Annotated in this window: 18 protein-coding genes and 1 tRNA gene; 8 read left to right on the top strand and 11 right to left on the bottom strand. The window is 38.5% G+C overall.

What is annotated here, in order from left to right:
* Window positions 1-3: 3 nt before the first annotated feature.
* The 4 genes from M030_RS0120830 to M030_RS0120815 all read right to left on the bottom strand — a co-directional run bounded on the left by M030_RS0120830 (window position 4) and on the right by M030_RS0120815 (window position 3361).
* Window positions 4-237 carry a hypothetical protein gene (locus M030_RS0120830; protein ID WP_027375169.1) on the bottom strand — a complete coding sequence of 78 codons (234 nt, stop codon included), beginning with the start codon at window positions 235-237 and terminating at the stop codon, window positions 4-6.
* Between the two features lie 120 nt (window positions 238-357).
* Window positions 358-1413: a hypothetical protein gene (locus tag M030_RS0120825; protein ID WP_027375168.1), complete on the bottom strand. Its 1056-nt coding sequence runs from the start codon at window positions 1411-1413 to the stop codon at window positions 358-360.
* 157 nt (window positions 1414-1570) lie between these two features.
* Window positions 1571-2029 carry an organic hydroperoxide resistance protein gene (locus M030_RS0120820; protein ID WP_051585203.1) on the bottom strand — a complete coding sequence of 153 codons (459 nt, stop codon included), beginning with the start codon at window positions 2027-2029 and terminating at the stop codon, window positions 1571-1573.
* Window positions 2030-2071: 42 nt separating this feature from the next.
* Window positions 2072-3361, bottom strand: coding sequence for an epoxide hydrolase family protein (locus M030_RS0120815; protein WP_027375166.1), 1290 nt, complete (start codon window positions 3359-3361; stop codon window positions 2072-2074).
* A 297-nt stretch (window positions 3362-3658) separates the two neighbouring features.
* Between M030_RS0120815 and M030_RS0120810 the strand changes: the two genes are divergently transcribed.
* Genes M030_RS0120810 through M030_RS0120795 form a run of 4 tightly spaced genes read left to right on the top strand, consistent with a single transcriptional unit; the run spans window position 3659 to window position 12430 of the window.
* A complete protein-coding gene (locus tag M030_RS0120810; RefSeq protein WP_027375165.1) occupies window positions 3659-7555 on the top strand; it encodes a response regulator in 3897 nt (1298 codons plus the stop codon).
* Window positions 7556-7567: 12 nt separating this feature from the next.
* On the top strand, window positions 7568-7924 hold the full coding sequence (locus M030_RS0120805) for a response regulator transcription factor (protein WP_027375164.1): 357 nt from the start codon (window positions 7568-7570) through the stop codon (window positions 7922-7924).
* 7 nt (window positions 7925-7931) lie between these two features.
* Window positions 7932-8999: a HEAT repeat domain-containing protein gene (locus M030_RS0120800; protein ID WP_155860294.1), complete on the top strand. Its 1068-nt coding sequence runs from the start codon at window positions 7932-7934 to the stop codon at window positions 8997-8999.
* Window positions 8993-12430 (top strand): sulfatase-like hydrolase/transferase, encoded by a 3438-nt coding sequence (locus M030_RS0120795; RefSeq protein ID WP_027375162.1) that lies wholly within the window; start codon window positions 8993-8995, stop codon window positions 12428-12430. Before M030_RS0120800 ends, M030_RS0120795 begins: the two co-directional genes overlap by 7 nt.
* Before the next feature lie 4 nt (window positions 12431-12434).
* On the opposite strand, the gene M030_RS0120790 is transcribed toward M030_RS0120795, so the two are convergent.
* Window positions 12435-13670 (bottom strand): YaiO family outer membrane beta-barrel protein, encoded by a 1236-nt coding sequence (locus M030_RS0120790; protein ID WP_027375161.1) that lies wholly within the window; start codon window positions 13668-13670, stop codon window positions 12435-12437.
* Between the two features lie 222 nt (window positions 13671-13892).
* A complete protein-coding gene (locus M030_RS0120785) occupies window positions 13893-14714 on the bottom strand; it encodes an alpha/beta fold hydrolase (RefSeq protein ID WP_027375160.1) in 822 nt (273 codons plus the stop codon).
* 301 nt (window positions 14715-15015) lie between these two features.
* On the opposite strand from M030_RS0120785, the gene M030_RS0120780 reads away from it, so the two are divergent.
* Complete coding sequence (locus tag M030_RS0120780; RefSeq protein WP_027375159.1) at window positions 15016-16050, top strand: alpha/beta fold hydrolase; 1035 nt, start codon at window positions 15016-15018, stop codon at window positions 16048-16050.
* A 75-nt stretch (window positions 16051-16125) separates the two neighbouring features.
* Here the strand turns inward: M030_RS0120780 and M030_RS0120775 are convergent.
* Together M030_RS0120775 and M030_RS0120770 are read right to left on the bottom strand one after the other, a co-directional pair.
* Window positions 16126-16197 (bottom strand) — tRNA-Arg (locus M030_RS0120775).
* Between the two features lie 423 nt (window positions 16198-16620).
* Window positions 16621-17394 (bottom strand): alpha/beta hydrolase family protein, encoded by a 774-nt coding sequence (locus M030_RS0120770; RefSeq protein ID WP_027375158.1) that lies wholly within the window; start codon window positions 17392-17394, stop codon window positions 16621-16623.
* Window positions 17395-17694: 300 nt separating this feature from the next.
* Here M030_RS0120770 and M030_RS0120760 point away from each other — a divergent pair, with 300 nt between their 5' ends.
* Window positions 17695-18330, top strand: a complete 636-nt coding sequence (locus M030_RS0120760; RefSeq protein ID WP_027375157.1) for an NAD(P)-dependent oxidoreductase — start codon at window positions 17695-17697, stop codon at window positions 18328-18330.
* Window positions 18331-18401: 71 nt separating this feature from the next.
* Here the strand turns inward: M030_RS0120760 and uvrA are convergent, their stop codons facing one another.
* A complete protein-coding gene (gene uvrA / locus M030_RS0120755; protein ID WP_034722954.1) occupies window positions 18402-21194 on the bottom strand; it encodes an excinuclease ABC subunit UvrA in 2793 nt (930 codons plus the stop codon).
* A 641-nt stretch (window positions 21195-21835) separates the two neighbouring features.
* On the opposite strand from uvrA, the gene M030_RS0120750 reads away from it, so the two are divergent.
* Together M030_RS0120750 and M030_RS0120745 are read left to right on the top strand one after the other, a co-directional pair.
* Window positions 21836-23647 (top strand): TonB-dependent receptor, encoded by a 1812-nt coding sequence (locus tag M030_RS0120750; protein WP_027375155.1) that lies wholly within the window; start codon window positions 21836-21838, stop codon window positions 23645-23647.
* Between the two features lie 71 nt (window positions 23648-23718).
* Window positions 23719-24435: a DUF2490 domain-containing protein gene (locus M030_RS0120745; RefSeq protein ID WP_027375154.1), complete on the top strand. Its 717-nt coding sequence runs from the start codon at window positions 23719-23721 to the stop codon at window positions 24433-24435.
* Here the strand turns inward: M030_RS0120745 and M030_RS0120740 are convergent.
* Window positions 24432-24878, bottom strand: a complete 447-nt coding sequence (locus M030_RS0120740; protein WP_027375153.1) for a phosphohydrolase — start codon at window positions 24876-24878, stop codon at window positions 24432-24434. The two genes, M030_RS0120745 and M030_RS0120740, sit on opposite strands and share 4 nt — an antisense overlap.
* A gap of 324 nt (window positions 24879-25202) precedes the next feature.
* Entirely contained in the window at window positions 25203-25535 is a 333-nt protein-coding gene (locus tag M030_RS0120735; protein WP_027375152.1) for a YegP family protein, read from the bottom strand.
* Window positions 25536-25612: the final 77 nt, after the last annotated feature.

Below are 25612 nucleotides of genomic sequence, written 5' to 3'. Positions count from 1 at the left end.
TCCTTAACGACCCTGGAATACTTCAATAATGGATTGTATCAGTTCTTTATCCACAGGAGAATTTGAAGAATTTTCCTGTACAAGAGCTCTCAAATTACCTTCATCATCGCGTTCAAATGCAACTTCATTGCCATCTATATCAACATAAAGTTTGTAGCCATAAGTGAATGTGGCCAGTCGCCCTTTGAAAACAAGCTCTTTTCCTTTATACTTTACAGGTATTTCAAATTCTTCCATTATATTTTGTTTTTAAGACAAACAGACTTTAAAAAAATATTCGCTTCCTTCTGTGATTAGGAATTTCAGAGGTAAAGATACAATCTTATTATCTTTATTAACAAGGGTTATCATTAAATACTATGAATGTAAAAGTATCCACCCCGTAGATTTACAGCCATAAAAATTATCTTCCACAAAAATGATTTTCCCAAGATTATTGGCATTGCAGGTATTGGTTTCCAATGTCGGACTTTCCGCATTGATCTTAATAGAACCTTTGACCTGTACTTTTGAATCACTGGCTGTTGTTTCAAAATTATTGATACCGACCCCGACTTTTCCGTTTTTTAATATGGTAAATGCATCATTGTTTGCGCCACTAAGGCCGTTTCCTACAATCAACAACCGGTTGGTGTTCTGATAAGCTTCTGTAAACTGATTATTATAGGTTTCAGGAACAGGAGTATAAAAAGTAGTGTATGCTCCCAAGGCCGTTTCGTAGCCGCTATATGCTCTTGTCTTATTTCCGAAAGCTGTTGAAAGTATACCGCTTGCTACTGTCTGTAGACCCCAGGCTGTAGAATTACTGCCGGAAGCTGTATTCCCGATCTGGCTGACGAGGTTGCCTCCCCATGACATGGAATTACTTCCTGATGCTGTATTGAAACCTCCGAAAACAGCTGATCTTTCCCCGGAAGAAGTATTCATAATTCCGCTAGCAAAACTGTTAATTCCTGTTGCTCCCCTGTTAGTAGACGTATAAGCATAGGACAGATCTACCGCATTCGACCCCAGGGGACCAAAATTGGAGCTGTTGATGTTTTTAAATAAACGGAAAGCTGAAGAATACTCGTCATTCTGAACCGATCCTTTTGTCTGTACCAGTGCTGATCCTAATGGCATCCAAAAACCCTGATTCCAATAATAATATCCGGGATAATATACATACTTCATCTTCTCTGATGTGGTATTTTTATTTCCATCCTTAATATAAACCAACATAGTGTTCTGCTCATCAGTCAGGGCCATATTAAAAGCTTCAGCTGAAGTAATACTGGGAATAATAATACCTTTAACACCGGAATTTGCAGAAGAACCCACATGAAGGCTGGCTTTCGGATGATCTGTATGGATTCCCACCTGTGAAAATGTGAGTATGGAAGTATTGATGGCTATCAGGAGAAAAAATTTCATAAAAAGAATGCATAGATTCGTTCATGCAAAGGTAAAGGTGCCGGCTATTTTATACAAGAGAAAGCTTGTTGTTCTTTTGTATTACCTTAAATATAAATAATCCTTCATTTCCATTTTAGAAATGAAGGATTAGCTGAATTAATATGATGCTAAAAATTTACACTGACACGCTAATCTGCATATTGATATTGCCACGGGTCGCCTTGGAGTAGGGGCAGGTCTGGTGTGCCATTTCCACTATTTTTCTGGCGTCATCTGTTGCAAGTCCGGGCAGATTGATCTGCAGCTTCGCCTGCAGGAAAAAACCATCTTCGTTGGTAGCCAGATCTATAGAAGTATCTGCTGAAACATTCTGAGGAAGAGAAATTCCCAGCTTGGCTGCATTGAATTGCATTGCTCCTATAAAACAGGCAGACCAGCCTGCCGCTAATAATTGTTCCGGATTTGTCCCGTTTCCTTTAGCACCCGGAGGCGTCAGTGAAATATCAAGTTTACCGTCATTGCTTTGAGCAGCTCCGTTGCGCCCGCCTGTTACGTGAACAATACCCGTGTACAAAACATTGCTGATTTTTACGACTTCTGTATGTTCTACCTGTTGAATTGTGCTGAATTCCATATTTTTAAGTATTGAGATGAAACTATATTTTTTTTGAATATTTTATCTTAGTGATTTGAAGGCGGCTCTCAGTTCTTCGGTAAAGATCTGTGGTTGTTCCCATGCAGCAAAATGACCTCCTTTAGAAGCTTTATGATAATAATAGAGGGTAGGATATGCCTGTTTCGACCATGATTCGGGAGCCTGATAGATTTCGTGAGGAAATACAGAAATGGCAACCGGTACTTTAATGTCTTTGGTTTTCTGAGCTTCGGCGCTGAAATTATTTTTATTATTTTCCCAATAGAAACGGGAAGAGGAAGCTCCTGTGTTCGTAAGCCAGTACAGGGTAATGTCATCCAGAATTGCATCGCGGCCTATTACATGTTCAGGATGGAGATCACTTTCACTCCATTCTGCTATTTTCTCGTACAGGAATGCTGCTAACGCTGTCGGAGAATCAGAAAGCAAATAACCTGTTGTCTGCGGACGTGTCACCATCATCCCTCCATAGGCAGCATTTCTTCCGAAAAATGTACTCATCGCATGGTAAGCCTCAGCCTCCGAAGCAGAAAGACCTGAGGGCGCAGGATCTCCCGCATTAATAGGCTTTACCAGTTCAGACGGAATAGTTGCCGGCATGGTAAGATGAATCCCGAGAAGTCCTGAAGGAGCTTGTTTAGCTAAAGCATCAGATATTACAGAACCATGATCACCACCCTCAGACACATATTTCTTATATCCAAGTCTCTTCATCAGTACATCCCAGGCACGAGCCACACGGTCAGGATTCCAGCCCACCTCAGTAGGAATTTCTGAAAAACCATATCCGGGAATAGCCGGTATCACCACATCAAAAGCATCACTTGCTTTACCTCCGTACTTTACAGGATCTGTCAGTGGCTCTATGGTATTGATAAATTCCAGAGGAGAACCCGGCCAGCCGTGCGTAAGAATTACCGGTAATGCGTTGGATTCTTTTGAGCGGACATGAATAAACTGAATATCAATCCCGTCAATTTTTGTAACAAACTGAGGAAGAGCATTCAGTTTATTCTCTACTTTCCGCCAGTCATAGCCATTTCCCCAATAATTGACCAGTTCCTTTAACTGAGCTAGCTGGATTCCCTGGGAAGCATCTTTCACCGTTTCCTGATCCGGAAAACGGGCTTCTGCGATACGTTTTTTAAGATCTTCCAGCTGGGATTGCGGAATATTGATATGAAAAGGGCGGATACCGGTATCAGATTCTGCTGTAGCAATTTTAGTTTTCAGGCTTTGTGCCTGCGTTATGACAGGAATATTTACTGTAAATGCTGCTGCTAACATCAGCGTGGAAATTGTTGTTTTCATTGTTTTTTTGTTGTATTAGATTTTAATAACTGTTTTCTTTTTGACAGGACAAAATTATATCGTCAAAGAGCCTATGGAAACGGAGAACCAGCTCAGATAGTCATATTTCATCGTGAATCAGACATTACGGATGGTCAACCGGAAAGATCAGAAGACGAACAGAATCAGAAGAATAGGAAAAAGGCAGGATTTTAAATAATCTCAATAGGGTGATATAGGATTAAATATTTATAAAAAACACTTATAATATCAATTTTCTAAGTATATTTAACCTAATAATTAATTATTGTTGATAATATGAATAATCATCCGGTTCCTGAGAATGAAAAAGAAAGAATTAAAAGACTGGAACTGTTTGATCTTTTGAGTCTTCCCAGGGAGCCCCAATTAGATGTTTTTGCAGAAACTGCCTGTTTGGTTTCAGGATGTGCCAACTCACTTATTGCCATTATGGAAAGCCAGACTCAGGTGATACAAAGCTGTGTAGGTATTTCTTTAGAGACGGTAGATCGTCAGAATACACTTTGTCAGTATTCTATTGCCAGCGGACAGGTAGTGGTCATCAACGATACGATGCTGGATGAAAGATCATGTAATAATCCTTTGATTATAGCCGGGGGAATTCGTTTTTACGCAGGTATTCCATTAATTGATGATGAGGGATTTGCATTGGGAACCATATGTATGTTCGATTATGTTCCAAAATCTTTATCGGAAGAACAAATCACTACTCTTGAAAAGTTAGCGGTAGCCGTAACCAAGATGTTGATGGGGAGGAGAAAAAATATCCAGGCAGAATATTTTCAACAGATTTTTGATATTTCCAATAACCTGATCTGTGTTTTAGATAACGACTTCACCTTCAAAGATGTAAACTCGGCTTTTGAAAAAGCTTTCAGAATAGACCGTAGCCATGCTGCTGATCTGAATTTTTTAACCCTTTTGGGGGAACAAAACCCTGAATTGAAAGTCAATATAGAAAATGCTCTTCAAACCGATGAAGAACTGTTTTTCACTACCTCAAACAGGATCAGCGGGATGAATACTACCATCATTGAATGGTCTATCAAAAGAAATCAGGGACAATCTGAAATTATCTGTTTCGGGATCAATATTACCCAGCATATTGAGGAAAAACTGCAGTTGGAAAGCTCTGAACGCCGCTTCAGAAGTTTCTTCGAGAATGCAATCGGCTTAATGAGCATGCATGATATGGAAGGTAATATTCTAGAGGTTAATGAAAAAGGAAGAGAAACCTTACATTATTCTGCCGAAGAGGTAAGAAGGCTGAATTTAAAAGATCTGGTTCCCGAGAAGAACTGGCCTTTGCTGGAAAATTACCTCAAGCGGATCAATGAAAATGAAGAAGATTTCGGAACCATGATTCTGAAAACTAAGGAAGGAGAGGAGCTGATCTGGATGTACCACAATCTTGTGGAAATCAATAAAGACGGTAAGCCTTACGTGGTAAGTACCGCCCTGAATGTTACAGAAAGAATGACACTGGAAAGAGATCTTCTGTATGCCAAGAAAATGCTTGAGCAGACCAGTGATGTGGCTCAGGTAGGAGGATGGGAGGTTAATCTTAAGAATAATTCCGTATTCTGGTCACGAACAACGAAAGAAATACATCAAATAGATCCCGAATTTCAGCCGGATTTCAATAATGCGCTGGGTTTTTATAAAGATGAAGACCGCGTAAAAGTAGAGTATTTATTCAACAGAGCTGTTTCAGAAGGGATTCCGTATGATGAGGAGTTTCAGCTGGTACGTCATGACGGTGTTACCATCTGGGTAAGGGTAAAAGGAATTCCGGAATTTGAAGAAGGGGTATGCAACAGGGTATTCGGGATTATTCAGGATATTGATGCCTTTAAGAACATCTATCTTGAACTTGAAAGAAAAGAAGCGATGATGCAGTCTTTCGTGACATATGTTCCTGTGGCAGTCGCAATGTTTGACAGAGACCTGAACTATTTATCCGCAAGCACCAGCTGGAAGGATGAATTTGCAATGAATCATCTGGAACTGATAGGAAAACATATTTTTGAAATTTCACCCAATGTTCCGAAAGAACGAAAAGAAATATATTTTAATGCTCTTAGAGGTAACGCCTATAAAAATGAAGATTTTACTCTGGAAACGGAAAAAGGATTCGAGCACTATAATATTGAAGTAAGCCCATGGTATCTTTCCGATGGAATTATCGGAGGAATTATTGTATCGGTTCAGAACATCACCCAGACGGTAAAAACCAATGACGAGCTTAAGCAGGCCAAGAAAATGGCTGATATGGCCAGTAAGGCAAAATCTGATTTCCTGGCTAATATGAGCCACGAAATCCGTACCCCACTGAATGGTGTGATAGGATTTTCGGATCTTTTACTGAAGACACCATTGAATGAAGTGCAGACACAGTATCTTAATTATATCAATGAGTCCGGGGAGAATCTGCTCACCATTATCAATGATATCCTTGATTTTTCAAAAATAGAATCCGGCAAAATGGAACTCCTTATTGAAAAATCTAACGTATATGAAGTCGTCAGTCAGGTCATTAACGTGGTTCTTTATCAATCCCAGAAAAAAAACATTGAGCTGCTTCTGAATATTGAACAGGGGCTGCCAAAAACAATGTGGATGGATGAGTCCAGGTTAAAACAGATTCTGATTAACCTTCTTGGAAATGCCGTGAAATTTACAGAGCAGGGAGAAATAGAGCTGAAGGTAGAAAAGATTCACATGAATGATAAAACGATCTCTCTACGTTTCTCAGTCCGTGACACGGGGATCGGAATTCCGGAAGAAAAGCAACAGCATATTTTTGATGCATTCACTCAGGAAAACAGCTCCATTAGCAAACGATACGGAGGAACAGGACTTGGACTTACCATCTCAAACAATATTTTAGGATACATGGGAACCCATCTTCAGCTGAACAGCGCTCCACAGAAAGGATCGATGTTTTTCTTTGATGTAGAGCTCCCATATGAAATGTCTGAGAGCAATGATGATGTAGAACTGAAAATACAAAAAGTTCTGATCGTTGATGATAATGAAGCCAACAGAACTATTCTTAAACACATGCTGGCCTATAAAAATATCGAATCAACACTGGCGGCCAACGGAATGGAAGCTCTGCAGATTCTGCTTGCAGGCGAGCGTTTTGATGTGATTTTAATGGATTACCATATGCCGGTGATCTCCGGTCTGGAAACGATAGAAAAAATCAAGGATTTATTCAATCAGCAGAATGAGACTTCGCCGCTGGTCATCCTTCATACGTCTTCGGAAGAGCATGATGTTCTCAATTCTTTCCGTCAGGAGAAAAATTCTCATTTCCTGTTAAAGCCTATTAAATCTGAAGAATTATACAGAACCCTTCAAAAGGCAGTGGAAGATAATGATAAAGCAATACCGGTTATTATTCCACAAGAAGAAAAACCTGCTTTATCTGTAGCTGACCTTCAGGTCTTACTGGTTGATGACAACCCCGTCAATATGGTGCTTAATCATAAATTGATGAAATCCCTTATTGCTGAGGTACATCTCACAGAAGCCGTCAACGGTCTGGAAGCTTTAGAACATTGCAAAATAAGGGAATTTTCCCTGATTCTGATGGATGTACAGATGCCGGTAATGGATGGTATAGAAGCTACCCGGCAGATCCGCCTGTTACCGGGATATGAAAATATTCCTATTATAGGAGTATCGGCAGGAACGATATTGGGTGAAAAAGAAAAATGCCTGGAATCCGGGATGAGTGATTTCCTTCCCAAACCATTACGCCAGGCTGACCTTATGGAAATGTTGAAGAAGCATCTTTCCAATCATTCTAAAGAAAGCGAAAATAATATAAAAACCGAAAATTACCTTGACCTCACGCTTCTGAATGAACAAACAGGGGATGATGAGGATTTTAAAAGAGTATTTTTAAATCTGGTTATCAACGAACTGAATGAGGCGGAGAAAAATATACAATCAGCTGCTTCGGAAAAGAACGCTGATGAGCTGAAAAAAATACTCCATAAACTGAAAGGAACCGCAGGAACCGCCGGATTGATCAAACTGGCCTCAATGGTGGCCGATTGGGAAGGCAAGACCCATCAGAATATGGATTTTTCCACTATGAAACAGGAGATCTTCCATGAAATATCCGTAGGACTGGAACTGATACAAACATTAATACAATAAAAAACGAAAACTATGTTGATTCTGATCGCTGAAGACGATGAACTGATTCTAAAAACGATTGAACACAAATTATTGAAAGAAGGACATGAGGTCATTCTTACCCGCAACGGAAAAGAAGCCATTGAAACATTAAAAGAAAAGGATGTAGATCTGGCGATCACCGATATCATGATGCCTTTTGCCTCAGGAATTGAAATACTTTCCGCCATACAGGCTATGGGGAAACAGGTGCCTGTGATCATGCTCTCAGGCATGGGACAGGAAGATGTAGTGCTGAATGCCTTTGATTTGGGAGCTTCTGATTTTATCGTGAAACCATTCAGTCCCAACGAACTGATGTTAAGAATCAAGCGTTTTATTCCCAAATAAGATTGATATGTTTTTAACGACCTCCATACATTTTCTCTTTCTGATATTTCTCGCCCTTTTATCATTGGTAGTAGTGCTGATCATATTGGTGCTTTTATATGGTTTTTTTCAATATAAACAGTCGGTGAGAGCATCCGGATGGCTGAAAATTATCAATCAAAAAATATCGGAGGTCATTGTCTACGATGAGGATGAACTACCTTCTGACCAGAGCTTCCGTAAGTTTTCGGAGAATCCTTCATTCAGAAATCTTTTTCTGCATCAGCTGGTAGGTTCCGAAAAGAAATTTTCAGGAACAGCAAAAAACAGAATAAGAGATATGTTCAGGCAGTATGACCTTCATCGTGAAGCGGTCAAAAAACTGGATCAGAAAAAGCCACACCTGATTGCAGGAGGTATACAGGAACTTACGGTAATGGATTCAAAAGAATCGCTTTCCAAAATTGCTTCCCTGGTAGCACATCCTTCCGAACAGGTTTATCAGGAAGCTCAATACGCAATGGTAAGTTTGAAAGGCTTTGAAGGACTTGGTTTTTTGAATACAACCCGGGGAATCATTTCAGAATGGCAGCAGCTACGGCTCCTCCTTTCCATTACCAGCATACCTGACAATTCTGGGGAAGCTATTGAAGCATGGTTGACAAGCACGAATGATTCTGTGATTATTTTTACCCTTAAGCTATTGAGGAAATTTCAGCTGCTTTCTTTTTATCCTTCAGTTATAAGTCTGATGGAACATCCTTCCGTTGAGGTAAGGGTACAGGCCGTACAAACGCTTCTGTCGCTGGAAAATTCGTCAACTATTGCCTCTTTGATAGAAATGTATCCCCATCAGCCGGTTGAGGTTCAGCTTGAGATCCTTCGTACCATGAAAATCTCAAAAGATAAAGATTGTACAGGTTTATTAAAAAAAGAGCTTTCGGAAAGTACTGTTTCCGGAATTAAGGTGTATGCCGCGGAAACCCTTTTTGTGTTGGGTAACCGGGATTATCTGGAACAGTTGATGCACGATGAAACATCCTCTGAAGAATTAATTCATATTATAAAATACGCACTTCGGGAAAAAATATGTTAGAATTTTCACATATCGTTTATGAAATCGTCATATGGCTGTTTTTGCTGTATGGAACTTCTGTAGCCATTATCTATGGCTGGATAGGAATATATGCGCTGGGTGCAGTGCTTCGTTATAAAAAAGAAAATACATTTACCGATTATAATATTATCGCGGCCAATCCCAATGCGCCTGTCTTCAGTCTTATCGCTCCTGCATATAACGAGGGAATGACTATTGTGGAAAATGTAAGGTCGCTGTTGTCCCTGTATTATCATAATCTTGAAATTATTATCGTCAATGACGGAAGTAAGGATGATTCGTTACAAAAATTGGTTGATGCCTACGAATTGGAATGTGTTTCTTTTTTCGTTCAGGGAAAAATTGAAACCAATGCCATCAGAGGTATTTATAAAAGTAAAAATCCTGCTTTTAAAAAACTTATTATCGTTGATAAAGAAAATGGAGGGAAGGCTGATGCTCTGAATGTGGGTATCAATGTTTCCTCAGGAGATTATCTGGTCTGCATTGATGTTGATTGTATCCTGGAACAGGACGCTGTCCTGAAGCTGGCTAAACCTTTTTTACAGCAAACCGATAAGAAGATCATAGCTTGTGGCGGAGTCATCCGTCTTGCCAACAATTGTGTCATTGAAGACGGTAAGGTGGTCAGTGTCAATATGCCCAGAACTTTACTTGGGAAAACACAGGCTTTGGAATATATAAGAGCTTTTGTTCTGGGAAGAATGGCCTGGTCTAGAGCTTCAGGATTGATTTTGATTTCCGGTGCCTTTGGTGTTTTTGACCGGAAAATTGTACTGGAATGCGGCGGATATGACCGGACTACAGTAGGAGAGGATATGGAGCTTGTCGTACGCATGCGAAAGTATATGGAAGAAAAGAAAGAGCCCTATGAGGTCTGCACAATTCCTGATCCTTTATGCTGGACGGAAGTTCCGGAATCCAAAGATATCCTCCGGAAGCAAAGAAACCGATGGATGCGCGGAACCATGGAAACGTTATGGAAACATCGTAAACTTATGTTCAATCCCAGGTACGGAAAACTGGGAATGGTAAGTCTTCCTTATTGGTTCTTCTTTGAATTCCTAGGCCCGTTGGTAGAATTTTTAGGCTATATTATATTTATTGTCTTTCTTTTATTAGGAATCATCAACTGGCCATTTTTTGTGATTCTTTTTGCATTGGTGGTTTCGATGGGGTTTCTGTATTCAATGTATGGGATATTGGTAGATCTTGTGAGCTATCAGGTATATACCAAAAGAAAAGACTTTCTTACTTTGATCGGAACTGCTTTTTCAGAACCTTTCTATTTCCATCCTATTGTTGTAAAAGCGGGCGTAAATGGTTTTATCGATTACTTTAAAAAATCACATGGATGGGGAGACATGAAGCGACAGGGTTTCAATCAGACCACCCAGAATTTACCTTTTAAACAAAGGATTTCCGCAATCCTCCAAAACGGACTTAAAAAATGGGGTATGTTTTCCATGGTGTTCCTTTTATTATTTTTTGCAGGGGTTGGTGTCGAATGGCTTTGGTATCGCTATACTTTTCCCGGTCTGAACACCAATATAATTGTTGGAGACCTTTTTCTGAGAAATATATTATTTGCCTTCAAACTGATATTTGGACTGGGGATTGTTTACCTTATTATTAATTGTATCAGGGAAAGCTGGGCAAAGACGGTAGCGCTCATCCTGTTGTCTTTTGTGGTAATCATGCAATATATCCTGTTTTTATATTTTTGGGAAACTCAGAATACGCTGGGGGCAGATTTTTTATATTACAGTAAAGATGAAATACAGCAGATTTTGAAGGCCAGCGGAATGTTGAGTTTCAAAAACTTTGCATTATTGGGAATCCTTCTTGCAGCTACGATCATACCCCTATGGATCGCAGGGAAGTCGGCTTTTAAATCCATCTATGCAGGAGCTGTATTCTTTGGTCTTGGCTTTACTGCATTTTTTATTCCCGATAACCTTTTAGAGTCTAAAGAACTAAACAAAGCCAATACTTTTAGCCAGACCGCAGCAAAAAGTAAGTGGGAATACTTCTTGATATCCAATGAAGAAAATTTTGTCAATGATCATCCTGAAATTGCCGATTTACTGGAAGATTCAGAAAGTTTTACCGCTAATTCCGGGACGTTGAACAAGGCATTTCCTTTCTGGAGAAAAGAAACAACTCCGGATTTCCTGGGACCTTATTTTAACCGTTCATCAGAAACGCCCAATCTGGTTTTTGTGGTACTGGAAGGATTCGGACATGCATATACTTCACCGAAAGGATATGTTGGGAATTTTACTCCCTTCCTGGATTCTTTATCTCAAAAAAGCTTATTCTGGGAAAATAGTCTCAGTTCGGCAGGAAGAACATTCGGTGCCTTACCTTCGTTAACGGGTTCGTTGCCTTTCGGGAGAAACGGATTCCTTGAAATAGGACAGACCCCAGAAAATTTTAATCTGTTTAATATTCTGAAAGCAAACGGATTCGGGACAGGCTTTTATTATGGAGGAAATGTGTCATTTGACCGATACAGAGAATTCCTGGAGTACAGTAAGGCAGATCATATTGTGGATCAGTCGTCATTTGCGGGTCCGTATCAAAAGCTCCCTGCTAACAATGGAGGCGAAAGCTGGGGATATGAAGACCAGGCGGTTTTCAGCAAAATGCTTGAAACTCAGAAACCACAGAAGAATCCTTATTTTAATATGATTCTTACCCTTTCAACGCATAATCCTTTTCTGATCAATAACAGGGATTATTATGAAAAGATCTACAACCAGAAGATGCAGTCAGGTCTGTTGTCTCAGGATCAGAAAAAATGGGCGGGAGAATTTAAAGATCAGTTGATTTCTGTTGTTAATGCCGATGATGCTTTAAAGAAATTCTTTGACAAATACCGCAGGCGTCCTGATTTTGCTCATACGATTTTTATGATTACCGGTGACCACAGTATGCCGGAAATCACTTTGCAGTCAAATATTGACAGGTTCCATGTCCCATTGATGATTTATTCACCCTTGCTGAAAGAACCGAAACGTTTCCAGAAAACGGCAAGCCATTTTGATGTGGCCCCTTCGATATTGGCTTATTACAGAAATAACTATAAGCTCCATACTCCTGCCACGGTCACATGGGTGGGAAAAGGTTTTTCTCCGGACTCAGAACCGATAAAAACCGGTGTTCCGATCATGCAGAGTAAAGACATGATGGTGGATTTTGTTTTTGGAAAACACTACATTCATGATGGTCAGCTGCTGATGATCAATGAGAAAGGATCTGAACCTTATCAGGATGCCGCAGCCTTGAAAACAATCAATCAAAGTTTTAATCAGTTTAAAAGTATGAACTCAAGTTTTTATGCTTCTAAAAAATTAATGCCGGATTCAGTAATGGTTAACTTCAAGAAAAAAAGTATATCAAAATAAAATCTTAAAATCTTCTCGTATAGCCTAAAGTAATATCAAACTGGCTTCCCTTTGTATTCGGCAGGTATTCCTGATTGTAATACATCGTTCCTACGGAAAAAAGATTGGATTTTAGGGCAAAATTATATTCAGCCCCGATTTTAAATGTTTTAAGCTTGTAGGTATCATTCTCCAAAAGATTATTACGGTTTTCTTCCGGGCTGATTCCCGTTCCGATCTGGAATGCGAAATAATCCTGGGCACTTTTAGTGTAATATCTTACCGTTGCGGTATAGGAATGGGAGATATTGTGATTATCCGGAGTGATATAGGTACGAAGATTGAACCAGAAATTTTTGTAATATTTTCCTACTGAAGCTGTGTACATCCAGATGTTATCGCTGAAATAAAGTTGCCTGTATCCTAATTCCGCCTCAAAACTATGAGGGAGATTAGCGTTTAATGAAACTCCCGTACGGTATTTCGGAAACAATCCCACATCATTGGAATACCCTCCGCCTACATACAAATAGAACATTTTGGACAGTCTCGGATAGGCTTCCAGCTCAATCTGGGTGCCGCTTTGGGCAAATTTATTAGCATAATTTCCTCTTAAAATGACCGAGCCGATAGGAGTTACCCTTTTATAGCTTACCCCTACAATATGCCAGTCGTTATCAAATTGTTTGTCAAAGTGGGAATAATTATAGGTGATGCTTACTGCATTTTTAGAGGCTACTTCGCTGATTCTTACAGCAAGGCTCGTGGCTTCGGTATTTTTAGGATTAATAGCTAAAACGGCTTTAATCGCTTTTTCAGATTCGGCATATTGCTTGTCTGCATTATATACTTTTGCTTTTAGAAGCCATAATGCTTCAGATTGAGGGTGATAAGAGATTCCTTTATCCAGGATCTCCAGAGATTTGGCATATTGATCATTCCAATATTCCAGAGAGGCGTAGGCGATAAAATAATCTTCATCTTTAACCTCTCTTTTTCCCAGTTCATCAAAGATAGCTCGGGCAGAATCAAGGTCCTTGTTCCACGTATAAATTCTTCCTAAGAAAATGGAAATATCAGTATAGTTGGGAGCTTTTTCAAGTGCCTGTTTGGCCAATGAAATAGAGGCAGGATAGTCTTTATTGTCAAAAGCTTCGGTTCGGGCTTTCGTAAATAATTCATCAGCTGACAGGTTTTGCTGACTATATACCTGTAAAGGGAACAGGGCCAATAAAGCGAAATATCCAAATTTTATCTTCATGAAGTGGTTGATTAATTTTTTAAAGGTATTCTAACTTCTTAACAAATATATTGAACTTTTACCGATACTAAAAGAGATAATACCCTGATATGTGTTTTTTTCCCTCAATAATAATGCAGTATGACTACTGAATGGATAAAATTAAGCTTTCAACCAGGATTCTCTTATTAAAGAAAAAGGTGAATCGGAATGATTCACCTTTTTTAGGATGTAAGAAGCTTTTTAGGATTGGATAAACTCCAGTAGATCCTTATTGATGGTCTGATGTTCAGTCGTAGGCATTCCGTGAGGAAAACCTGGATAGGTAATCAACTTTCCGTTTTTCAATAATTTGGCAGATTTTATGGCAGAATTTTCGATCGGAACAATCTGATCATCTTCACCATGAAGTACCAGAACCGGAATATCCACAGTCTTCAGATCTTCTGTAAAATCAGTTTCTGAAAAAGCTTTGATTCCATCATAGTGAGCAACAATTCCTCCCATCAATCCCTGTCTCCACCAATTTCTCTGGATTCCTTCTTTTACATCAGCACCTTCTCTGTTATATCCGTAGAAAGGGAAAGTTAAGTCAAAATAAAACTGATTTCTGTTATTCAGGGTCTGTTCTCTGATATTGTCGAAAACTTCCATAGGAACACCGTCAGGATTAGTCTCACTTTTTACCATTACCGGAGGAACTGCACTGATTAATACAGCTTTTTTTGCTCTTCCGTTGGCATATTTATTCACATATCGGATCACTTCACCACCTCCCGTAGAATGGCCGATGTGAACAACGTCTTTCAAATCAAGATATTCTACCAGTTCTGCAGCATCAGAAGCATATTGCTCAATTGTATGATTATAGATGTTCTGGCTTGAACGACCATGACCTCTTCTGTCGTGAGAAATTACTCTATATCCTCTTTGAAGAAAGAAAATGACCTGTGCATCCCAATCGTCTGATGATAGAGGCCATCCGTGGTGAAACATCAATACGGGTCCTTCTCCTTGGTCTTTGTAAAAAATCTCAGTTCCGTCTTTTAATTTTAATGTGCTCATTGTTTAATTTTTTTAATGTTTATGATTAATTTATTTGATAATTTTTTGTTGTCTTAATTCTTTAGCAAATATATGGTGACTCCGTTTCACAGAAATTAATCTAGTTTAATTTCGTTCATTTTGACGAAAAAAAATGGGGCAATATGTTTTTTAATCTTCTCTTGTTTATAATTTGATCACTGATGTCCGGTTCAGCCTCTGAAAATCAGTTTTTACCCTTCAATATGACCTGTTCAAAGTATTTAGACCTCTGTAAAGACCCGTTTCGGTATAATTTTACCCTAATAAAAGATCAATAATTATGAATACACCATTGAATTTCAGTAAAAAAATACGATTTGTCTTATCCTTCGTTATTGTTATGGGACTGGGACTGATGTCTCTCAAAGCGCAGACTTATACTTCTGAAGATGTCGCATCAGCATTCACGAATACTAAGAAAATCAGAGCCGGATTGCTGGATGTAGGATATGCGGAAGTAGGTCCTGAAAACGGAAAACCAGTTATCCTTCTCCACGGATGGCCTTATGATATCCACAGTTTTGAACAGTCTTCTGCGATACTTGCTGAAAAAGGCTACCGGGTTTTGGTTCCGTACTTAAGAGGATATGGCACCACCACCTTTGTTTCTCAAAATACAAAAAGAAATGGCCAGCAAAGCGTTGTTGCACTGGATATCATAGCTTTCATGGATGCTCTGAAAATACATAAAGCAATCATCGGCGGCTTTGACTGGGGAGCGAGAACAGCTGATATTATTGCAGCATTGTGGCCTGAACGCTGCTCCGGTCTGGTGGCTGTAAGCGGATATTTAATAGGAAGTCCACAGGCAAACGAAAAGCCTCTGTCTCCTAATGCCGAGTTTTTATGGTGGTATCAGTATTATTTTTCAACTGAAAGAGGTTATAAAGGTTATAAAGCCAATACTGAAGCTTTTAATAAACTGATCTGGAAAACCGCTTCACCCAAGTGGACTTTCGATGATGTAACGTACGAAAGGTCTTCAAAAGCATTTAATAATCCTGATCATATTGATATTGTAATCCACAATTACCGCTGGCGTTTGGGATTGGCGAAAGGGGAGAAGCAATACGATATATTTGAAGCTAAGCTCGCAAAATCTCCTTCCATTTCAGTTCCGGCAGTTACGTTGGAAGGTGATGCAAACGGGGCAGCATATCCTTCACCTGAAAGTTACGCTTCAAAATTTACCGGTACATATACCCATCATACACTTACCGGCGGAATTGGGCATAATCTACCTCAGGAAGCACCAAAAGCATTTGCTGATGCGATTGTAGAGGTTGATGGGATGTCGCGGTCCATAGGGAAGTAATTGAGTTTTTTATAATTTTTTTTGGATGCAATTGGGGCTATATCTCTGTAACGTTTATATGTAAAAGGAAGTTTGTAGCCCCACCAGGAATCGAACCTGGATCTAAAGTTTAGGAAACTCGTATTCTATCCATTGAACTATGAGGCCTTTATCAAATAAATGTACATATAATTTTTGTTGAATGTTCTTTTTAAGAACAAGAAGTTTAAGAAAACTATTATGATAAGGTGATATAAAATAAAAGAATCTGCTCTTTAGGAGCAGATTCAGTAGATAAAACATCTCATTTTTTTAATTAGACAACAATAAAAAGCACAGCCGACAATGCTGTGCTTAAATTTTTATTTCAAATTTAATTGCAATTTCAATAGTAGTAAGAAAAGCAAATAAAGTTTCCACTTCGATTATTATTACATAGTAAATGTAGTGATATTTTTAATACGAAATATGAATTTAATGTTAAAATTCACAAGTTATCCACATTTTTTTGTGGATAAGTCCGGATTGTGAGTATGGTAGCATCAGGGCGTAGCGTTGTACACATTGATTATATCAAAAATACGATGAAAATTAGTGTTCCTCAAGGTATTTCAATACAAAATCACTGAGTGTCTTTTTCTCGTCCTGGCTTCCTTTGTTATCCATATGACCGTGATTGATTGCAGTGGGCTGTATCGTCATATGGTATTTTTCCTGTTCTTCTGATGTTGGCAAAACTCCATTATCTGCGGGATAATCGTTTGAACGTAAGGAATAAATTTTTGGAACGCTTGTTCTTGGGAGAAACATCCGGCGATTATCCATTGTAATGATTTTAGACACCAGGTTAGGATGTTGATTTCCAAACAATGCCGCCATGTCACCGCCGTTGGAATGTCCTATGATGGTAAGATGTTTGTAATCAAGCTCCGGTTTTGTTTTTTTTAATTCATGTAACACAAACAGTATATTATCGGAGCCGTTTTGCCAGAAAGGTCGCCTTACGATCTGAATGTTCCCTTCCATTGGTATAAGTTTATCTGTAGACAGCTCATGCTGGATGCTTACCGTGTAAAAGCCTTTTGATGCCAGTTTTTCCGTCAGATAAGAATACATAAAATAGTCTCCGCCTTTATTCATACCATAGCCATGATTAAAAATAACCACCTGCTGATTCGGGATTATCTGCTTAGTGAGTGGCTGATAAACGGCAACGGGAATTTTTCTGTTTCTCTTCTGATCGAAGAATGTTAAAGTGTCCAGCTTTACCGGATAATCTTCAGAAGAAACTGCTTGTGTCTTTACTGAACAGGCAATGACGAATGGGAGCGTCGTTAAGAAAAATAGAGTTGTTTTGAATTTCATGAAGATATCGGTTTATGACAAAATTCTGAATTTTCTTTGAAATAATAAATTACCGGAAAATAATTTAACTTAAAAAGAACCAATTATTTATATCGTAATTTTTTTTCTGTTTTACAAAATTTACTACCTTTATTTCATTGAAATCTCATTTTAAATACGATCCCTTTATCAGGCTGTTTTCTGGCCTGAGACCAAAGGTTCAGATATCCTGAACCCTGTTACTCTTGATTTATCATCAAAACTTAAAATAGAAAATGTACGGTTTGTGCATTTTACCATCAATTGTAAAATAAGATCATTATGAAAAAATATACAATCGCCGTTGTTGGCGGAACCGGAAAATCCGGAAACTATCTCGTACAGCATCTTCTTGAAAAAGGATATCCAATCAGGCTTTTATTAAGGCATCCTGAAGATTTCAAAATACAGCATCCGTCGATTGAAGTAGTAAAAGGTGACGCGAGGGACAAAGAATCGATCTGTTCACTGATTAAAGGCTGTGAGGTAATCATCAGTACATTGGGACAGCCGAAAGGAGAGAAATCGATTTTCAGTGATGCTACTGGAAATATTATTGTATCTATGAATGAGCTGGGTATTAAAAGATACATCGTAACCACAGGTTTAAGTGTAAATACTGAAGATGATTGTAAAAACATACATGTAAAAACGGCGACAGAATGGATGTACCAGAATTATCCTGAAACAACTGCGGATAAACAGAAAGAGTATCATCTTCTTGCAAAAGGTAACGTGGACTGGACTCTGGTACGATTGCCCTTAATCGACCTGACATACAAACGTTTCGCCATAGAGGCCAATCTTACGGACTGTAAGGGTGAAAAGATCAGTGCAGCAGATCTCGCCGAGTTTTTGATCTCACAGATTGAAGATACAGCTTATATAAGAAAAAGTCCTTTCCTGTATAATGTGTAAATCTTTATACCAGATTAAAAAGAGTAAGATAGTAGTAAAAAACAGAGAGCACAATGGCTCTCTGTTTATATTTAATTTTCAAGCTTTTCCTTAATATATTTTGCAGTATAGGACTTTTTATTTTTTGTAAGATCCTCAGGTGTTCCTGCAAAGACTACCTCTCCACCGTGTTTTCCGGCTTCTGGACCAATATCAACAATATAATCTGCACATTTGATAATATCGGGCTGGTGCTCAATAACAATCACCGAGTGTCCCAGGTCTATCAGAGCCTGAAGAGACTTCAGTAATTTCTGAATATCATGGAAATGAAGCCCGGTAGAAGGCTCATCAAAGACAAATAAAGTTTTATCCGTAGTAACGCCCTTCACAAGGAATGAAGCCAGTTTTACACGTTGTGCTTCACCACCGGAAAGAGTAGAAGAGCTTTGTCCCAACTGTAAATAACCTAGACCAACTTCCTGTAAAGGTCTCAGCTTGGTTACGATTTTCTCTTCATTATTATCTTTAAAGAAGGCTAATGCTTCATCTACGGTCATGTGAAGGATGTCAGAGATACTTTTTTCGTCAAATTTTACCTCCAAGATTTCACTTTTGAATCTTGTTCCTTTACATACCTCGCATTCCAGCTCGATATCTGCCATAAACTGCATGGAAACATTGATTACGCCTTCACCTTTACACTCGTCACATCTTCCGCCATCAACATTGAAAGAGAAATGTTTAGGTTTATATCCCATCATTTTGGCAACTTTCTGTTTGGCAAAAAGATCACGGATGTCATCATAAGCTTTAAGGTAAGTAACGGGATTGGAACGTGAAGATTTCCCGATAGGATTCTGGTCGATCAATTCAATGTTTTTGATCAGTTTTTTCGGAAATTCCACAGAATCATAATCGCCTTTTTTACCGCCCATTCCCAGCTGAATCTGGATGTCATTGGTTAAAATCTCTTTCATCAACGTCGATTTTCCGCTTCCGGAAACCCCGGAGATCACTACGAGATTTTCCAAAGGAATATCTACATCAATATTTTTAAGGTTATTCTGACGGGCTCCTTTGATATGAATCCATTCTTTTGCTTTTCTGCGCTTTTCAGGTACTTTTATTTCCAGCCTTCCGGTCAGATATTCTGAGGTGAGGGTATCGGCTTTTTTAAGGTCTTTATAGTCTCCCGCAAATACCAATTCACCACCAAGATAACCCGCTTCAGGACCAATATCGATGATATAGTCGGCTGCTCTCATGACGTCTTCGTCGTGCTCTACAACAATTACCGTATTTCCGAGATCACGAAGGTTCTTCAGTACTTCGATCAGGTTTTCAGTGTCTTTTGAATGAAGCCCGATAGAAGGTTCATCCAGAATATAAATGGAACCCACCAGGGAACTTCCCAAACTTGTGGCCAGATTAATTCTCTGGCTTTCACCTCCTGACAAGGTGTTGGAAGTTCTGTTTAATGTTAAATATCCTAAACCGACTTTTAATAAAAATTCAAGACGGGTAGTAATTTCATACAATAATCTCTTAGCAACTTCTTTATCATGATCAGACAGCTTTAATCCGTTGATTAAGGGAGCCAGTTCATCCAGAGGAAGTTCTATCATCGACTGTATATTGTGACCGTCAACCTTTACCCAGCTTGTTTCCTCACGTAATCTCAGTCCTTCGCATGTAGGACAAAGAGTTTTCCCTCTGTATCGGGAAAGCATGACACGGTACTGGATTTTGTATAAATTTTCTTCAAGCATTTTGAAGAAATTATTAATGGACGGGAAACTGGTTTTCCCGTCACCTTTCCAGAGGAAATTTTTCTGTTCTTTTGTTAATTGATGATAAGGTTTGTGAATAGGGAAGTCACCTGCCTTTTTAATGAAATCTTTTTTCCATTCGCTCATCGTTTCTCCTCTCCATGAGACTACTGCATCTTCATATACTGACAAGGTTTTGTTAGGAACTACAAGATCTTCATCAATTCCGATTACTTTTCCGTAGCCTTCACATGCCGGGCACGCCCCATAGGGATTGTTGAAGCTGAAAAAGTGAACGTTAGGCTCAAGGAATTCCATACCGTCAAGTTCAAACTTGTTTGAAAACTCCTTTACTTTTCCGGTATCTGTATTCTTTAAGGTACAATAACCACGGCCCTCATAGAATGCCATTTGAATGGAATCTGCCAATCGTTGCAGAAAGCTTTCATCTTCTTCATAGGCGAAACGGTCTATTACCAGATTGATCACCATTCCTTTTTCGGGAGTAAATCCGAAACTTTCCAGATCCTCAATGCCTGCGACATTTCCATTGATTTCAAGCCTTGTAAAACCGGCAAGTTTTAAAATATTCAATGTTTCCTTAAAATTGTCTGCATCATATTCCAGAGGTGCCGTAAGAAGAAAGGAAGTGTCCTTTTTAGAAGCTTTAATAAAGTCTACAACGTCAGAAACGGAGTCTTTTTTTACTTCTTCCCCCGAAACGGGAGAAAATGTTTTTCCGATACGGGCAAATAAGAGCTTCATATAATCATAGATCTCTGTAGAAGTTCCTACAGTGGACCGCGGATTGGACGAAATTACTTTTTGCTGGATTGCAATAGAAGGTGCCAGTCCTTTGATATCGTCAACTTTAGGTTTCTCTAATTTGCCTAAAAACTGACGTGCGTAGGAACTTAAGCTCTCTACATATCGTCGCTGGCCTTCTGCATAAATGGTATCAAAGGCTAGGGATGATTTGCCGCTTCCTGAAACTCCGGTAATAACAATCAGTTTGTTTTTAGGGATCAGGACGTCTATGTGCTTCAGATTGTTAAGGTGTGCATTCTTAACGAAAATCTGTTTCTTTATATCTATTTCTGTAGTACTAGCCATATTTTGTTTATTCATAAAAGTAACTGTACAGTGTATAGCCTGTCAGTGTAATGGTGTTGGTCCTGAAAAAATCAGGATCTGTCTTCATTGAACGTGTATATCCATTCTCAGATTCACTTGAAACAGCAGAACTCCAGTACCGAATAGCCTCCCTGATTGTCGCTGAAAAAGAATGTTTTTATCGTAAAATTAAGACCCACAAAATTACGAAATTTTTAGCAAAAAGTATATGTTAATTGTTTTATAAAATATACGTAAATAAGATGTAAAGTCAGAAGCCGGAAGCTGAATAAGGTGTTGAAAATTAGTCGGATATAGTGCGTTTTTTAGATTTATTTGATTTTTTGATTCTATTTTTATTGTATTAAAGGCTGTTTTATGATTTTTATTACGTTTTTGTATTCGGGTATTGTTTTATGTTTAAAAATTATTTAAAATTGTATTCATAAATAGGTAATATAGAAATGAGAAAATTATTCAGAGATCTAGTTACACATTTAATGAGAAAAAGATAAAAATTCTCTCCCTCAGGAACTGGATGTAGCATTTTGGTGTTACATCTTTTTTTATGACAAGTATCATTTGCCTGTCTTGATGAACTCCCTTACTTTTGAATCCTTTAAGAAACGACGGAAACAGTTATGATCAAAAAGATAGGAAGTGTTTTTTTTCTGAGCTCTCTGCTTTGGGTAAATGCACAGGAAAAGATCACGGATATTGAAAATATTGAATTTCAGGGGAAATTTATTTCAACGCCATATAAAAGTGCCAATCAGAACATTAGTGTCATTAGCAGAAATGATATCATAAACTCCCCGGCCAAAAGTATAGATGAAATCCTTCAGCAGGTTTCCGGTATGGATATCAGGAGGAGAGGGGCGAATGGTGTACAGAGTGATATTACTTTCCGTGGAAGCTCTTTTGAGCAGGTCCTGTTATTGCTGAACGGAATCAGAATGAATGATTCCCAAACAGGGCATAACAATATGAATATTCCTGTTGATCTTGATGATGTCGAAAAAATTGAAATAATCAAAGGCCCTGCAGCCCGAAGGTTTGGGCAGAATGCTTACGCCGGGGTTATCAATATCATTACAAAACCCACCCCCGGAAAAAGAGTGAAAATCAATGCCGAAGGTGGCGATTACGGAACCTACCGGTTAGGGGTTAATGCTCAGGTGGGAAATGAAAAGTTTTCAAATTCACTGCAGGCCAATTCTTCTTCTTCACAAGGATACATGTACAACACCGACTATGAAATCAGAAATGTATTCTACCAGGGAAAAATGAATATTAAAAACGGAGATCTGAGACTTCAGGCCGGTTTTTCGGAAAAGAAGTTCGGTGCGAATGGATTTTATTCTTCCAGCAAGGCGACGGAACAGTACGAGGAAATGCAGGCTTCCATTGTAAGTCTGGCTCATCAGCAAACATTTGGTAAATTAAAACTGAACTCCAATATTTATTGGAGAAGAGGGCAGGATATGTATCTTTTTAATCGTCAAAAGCCTGAGATCTATAGAAATATGCATATCGGCAATAATGTCGGTGGTGAAGTCAATTCCAGCTATCAATGGGCATTAGGGACTACCGGAGTAGGTGTGGAGCTGAGAAAAGAACTTCTGGTGAGCAGTAATCTGGGAAATCCCAATCGTTTTGTGTCACAGGTTTTCTTCGAACATCATTTTTCATTGTTTGATAAAAAGCTGAATATCAGCCCTGGAATTTCATGGGCCAATTATGCTAAAGAAGGAAATTTCTTTTATCCGGGATTGGACGTAGGGTATAATTTTACCGTCAATAGTAAGGTATATGGAAATATTGCCAAAGTGCACCGTATTCCAACATTCACTGAACTGTATTATGTAAGCCCGACTGAGGTGGGAAATCCTGATTTAATTCCTGAAAACGCCATTTCATCTGAAGTGGGATATCAGTATCAAAACAATAAGATTTTGGCAAAGGTAAGCGGATTTTTGAGGAACTCAGACAATTCTATTGATTGGGTTAAAAATGATCCCAGCGGTACAGTCTGGTACGCCAGGAATGTGGGAGCTATCAAAACAAAAGGAATAGAAGCTGAACTGAATTATACAATCACCAATGCATTAAGATATACAATCGGATATACTTATCTGGACAGCAAATATCAGAAATCCGATGAATATGTATCAAGATATATTTTGGATAATCTCAGGCATCAGCTTATTTCAAAATTAGAGACGAAATTTCTCAATGGCTTTACGAACGAACTTGTTTACAGATACAATGAAAGGGTATGTCAGGGAAGCTATCACCTTCTTGATGAGAAATTGAGTTATGGTAAAAAGGATTATTCTGTGTATGTATTGGTTAATAATCTTACCAACACAAAATATACGGAAGCATTTGGGGTAAAAATGCCGCAAAGGTGGTTCCACATTGGCTTTTCTTATACAATTAATATTAAGTAGATGTTAATTCGATATGAATAAAAGTTAATATTAACAAATTGTTAAAACATTTACATTTGCAAAAATTTTTTATGAAACGTCTTTTAGGTCTAGGTTTACTACTTGGTATTTCTTTTTTTAAAGCTCAGGAACATATTTCCAGCTTCAATGCAGTGACTCTGACCTACAAGTTTCATCCCAAGTTTTTCCTGTATGCTGAAGGTCAGCTGCGCGGTAACGAAGATTACACTTACCCCGATTATTATGAGATCAAAGGTGGTTTAGGGTATAATCTTACCAAAAATCACAAACCATTTGTCGGGTTAGGCAGATACGTGAACTATAAAGATCATAGTCTGAGCAAAGAAGAGTTTAGAGTATGGCTTCAGGATGTTATCGATCTGAAGAAAGGCATCGTAAAATTTGAAAACAGGTTACGTGTTGAAAAGAGTTGGTTTTATGAGCCGAAAACAGACAATACCTCCCAGAGAATGCGTTACCGCTACCGTTTGAATGTAAGTGTTCCGTTGAATGCCAAGACCATTAAAAAAGGAACTGTTTTTGCCAACGTTTATGACGAAATTTTCGTGGTTACTCCTATGAAACCAAGTTTTGCCAGAAACAGAGTCTATGGTGGTCTGGGATATCAGATTGATGAACATTTCGGAGTGTTGGGCGGATATCTCTGGCAACGTGAATTTGAAGCAAAGGGAAACCGGAATTTACATTTTGTATATCTTGCTTTAAACATTAATATAGACGATACGGATCATCATGTGAAGACCTATGATTTCCCTGGTGCAGACTAGTATTTTTCTATGAGATAACGATAGGCCTTCAGATATTTATTGAATCTTTTGATGTCTTTGGGAGTAAGCTCTCTATTGACCCTTCTGAGATCCATATTATCTCGCAGGTCATTAAGTTTTACGGCTACGGCAAGGGGAGATCTTTCTGTTCTTTTAACGAACTCATCATAATCTTCTTCCGGATCAAATTTAGTCAGGCAGCTGATAGCAAAAATAATGTATTCCGGGAAGCCTTCTGTTCTGAGGTAATCCAAACTGAATTCCAGGGGATGATCTTCTACTACATCATGTAAAACTCCTACAATTTTTTCGTCCAGGGTCTTACCATACTCCATCACACGCATTACGTGTGCAATATAAGGTGCGTGGTATTTATCAGTTTGTCCTTTATGAGCCTTATCGGCGATTTTTATAGCTCTATTTAGCAGTTCTTCTTTTGTCATTTTTTCTATGCGAATAGAATACAAAAATAAAAAACAGCTTAAAAAATAAAGCATTTTCCTGATGTTTTTTTACAAAAATATGTTCATGGAGTTTATTCTAATTTTTCTTAAGAAAATAGTACATGAGTAAGGGAATAATATTCTTACTACCTATTCGGGACAAACGATTAGATTATGTTTCAGAAGCTTTCAGCAAAATATATCGACTCAGTTGTGTATTCACGATGTACGATTTGCGACAGGATCAATATTGGGGGTGTCAGAATCTATGAAGTCAGATAATAATAGAAAGGGTTAACTTGCGTTAGCCCTTTTTCATTTTGTTTATTTAATTTCCTCTTCTACAGGAGCATTTGGAGCATTGTTTTTCACTGATTCTATACCGTTTTCCATACCATTATCCGATTCATACATTTGACTGGTTCCTATAATCTGTCCGTTTCCCGCCTTCAGATTAAAATAACATCTTCCGTCTTTTGCTGTATTCCTTTCAAATTTTGAGTCATCCTGTGCATTGGTTTTTACCGATGTGATTCCGTTCTCACATGATGGTTTTGAGTTGTAGCCCTGGCTGGTAAGGATTACCTGACCGTTTCCGGCTTTTAGATTAAACTGAAAATCTCCATTGGTTCTTTTTGAAATAATAAATTTTCCCATGATAATAATTTTAGATTGTTGTTTTGATTATTTAAATAGTTTTGTTGTGAAGGCTGTTTTAGATTTTTCTAAATGGA

Source organism: Chryseobacterium sp. UNC8MFCol (assembly GCF_000482305.1).
GTDB lineage: Bacteria > Bacteroidota > Bacteroidia > Flavobacteriales > Weeksellaceae > Chryseobacterium > Chryseobacterium indologenes.
The sequence above is the reverse complement of the archived record's forward strand: the minus strand, read 5'-3'. Positions and strand labels throughout refer to the sequence as shown.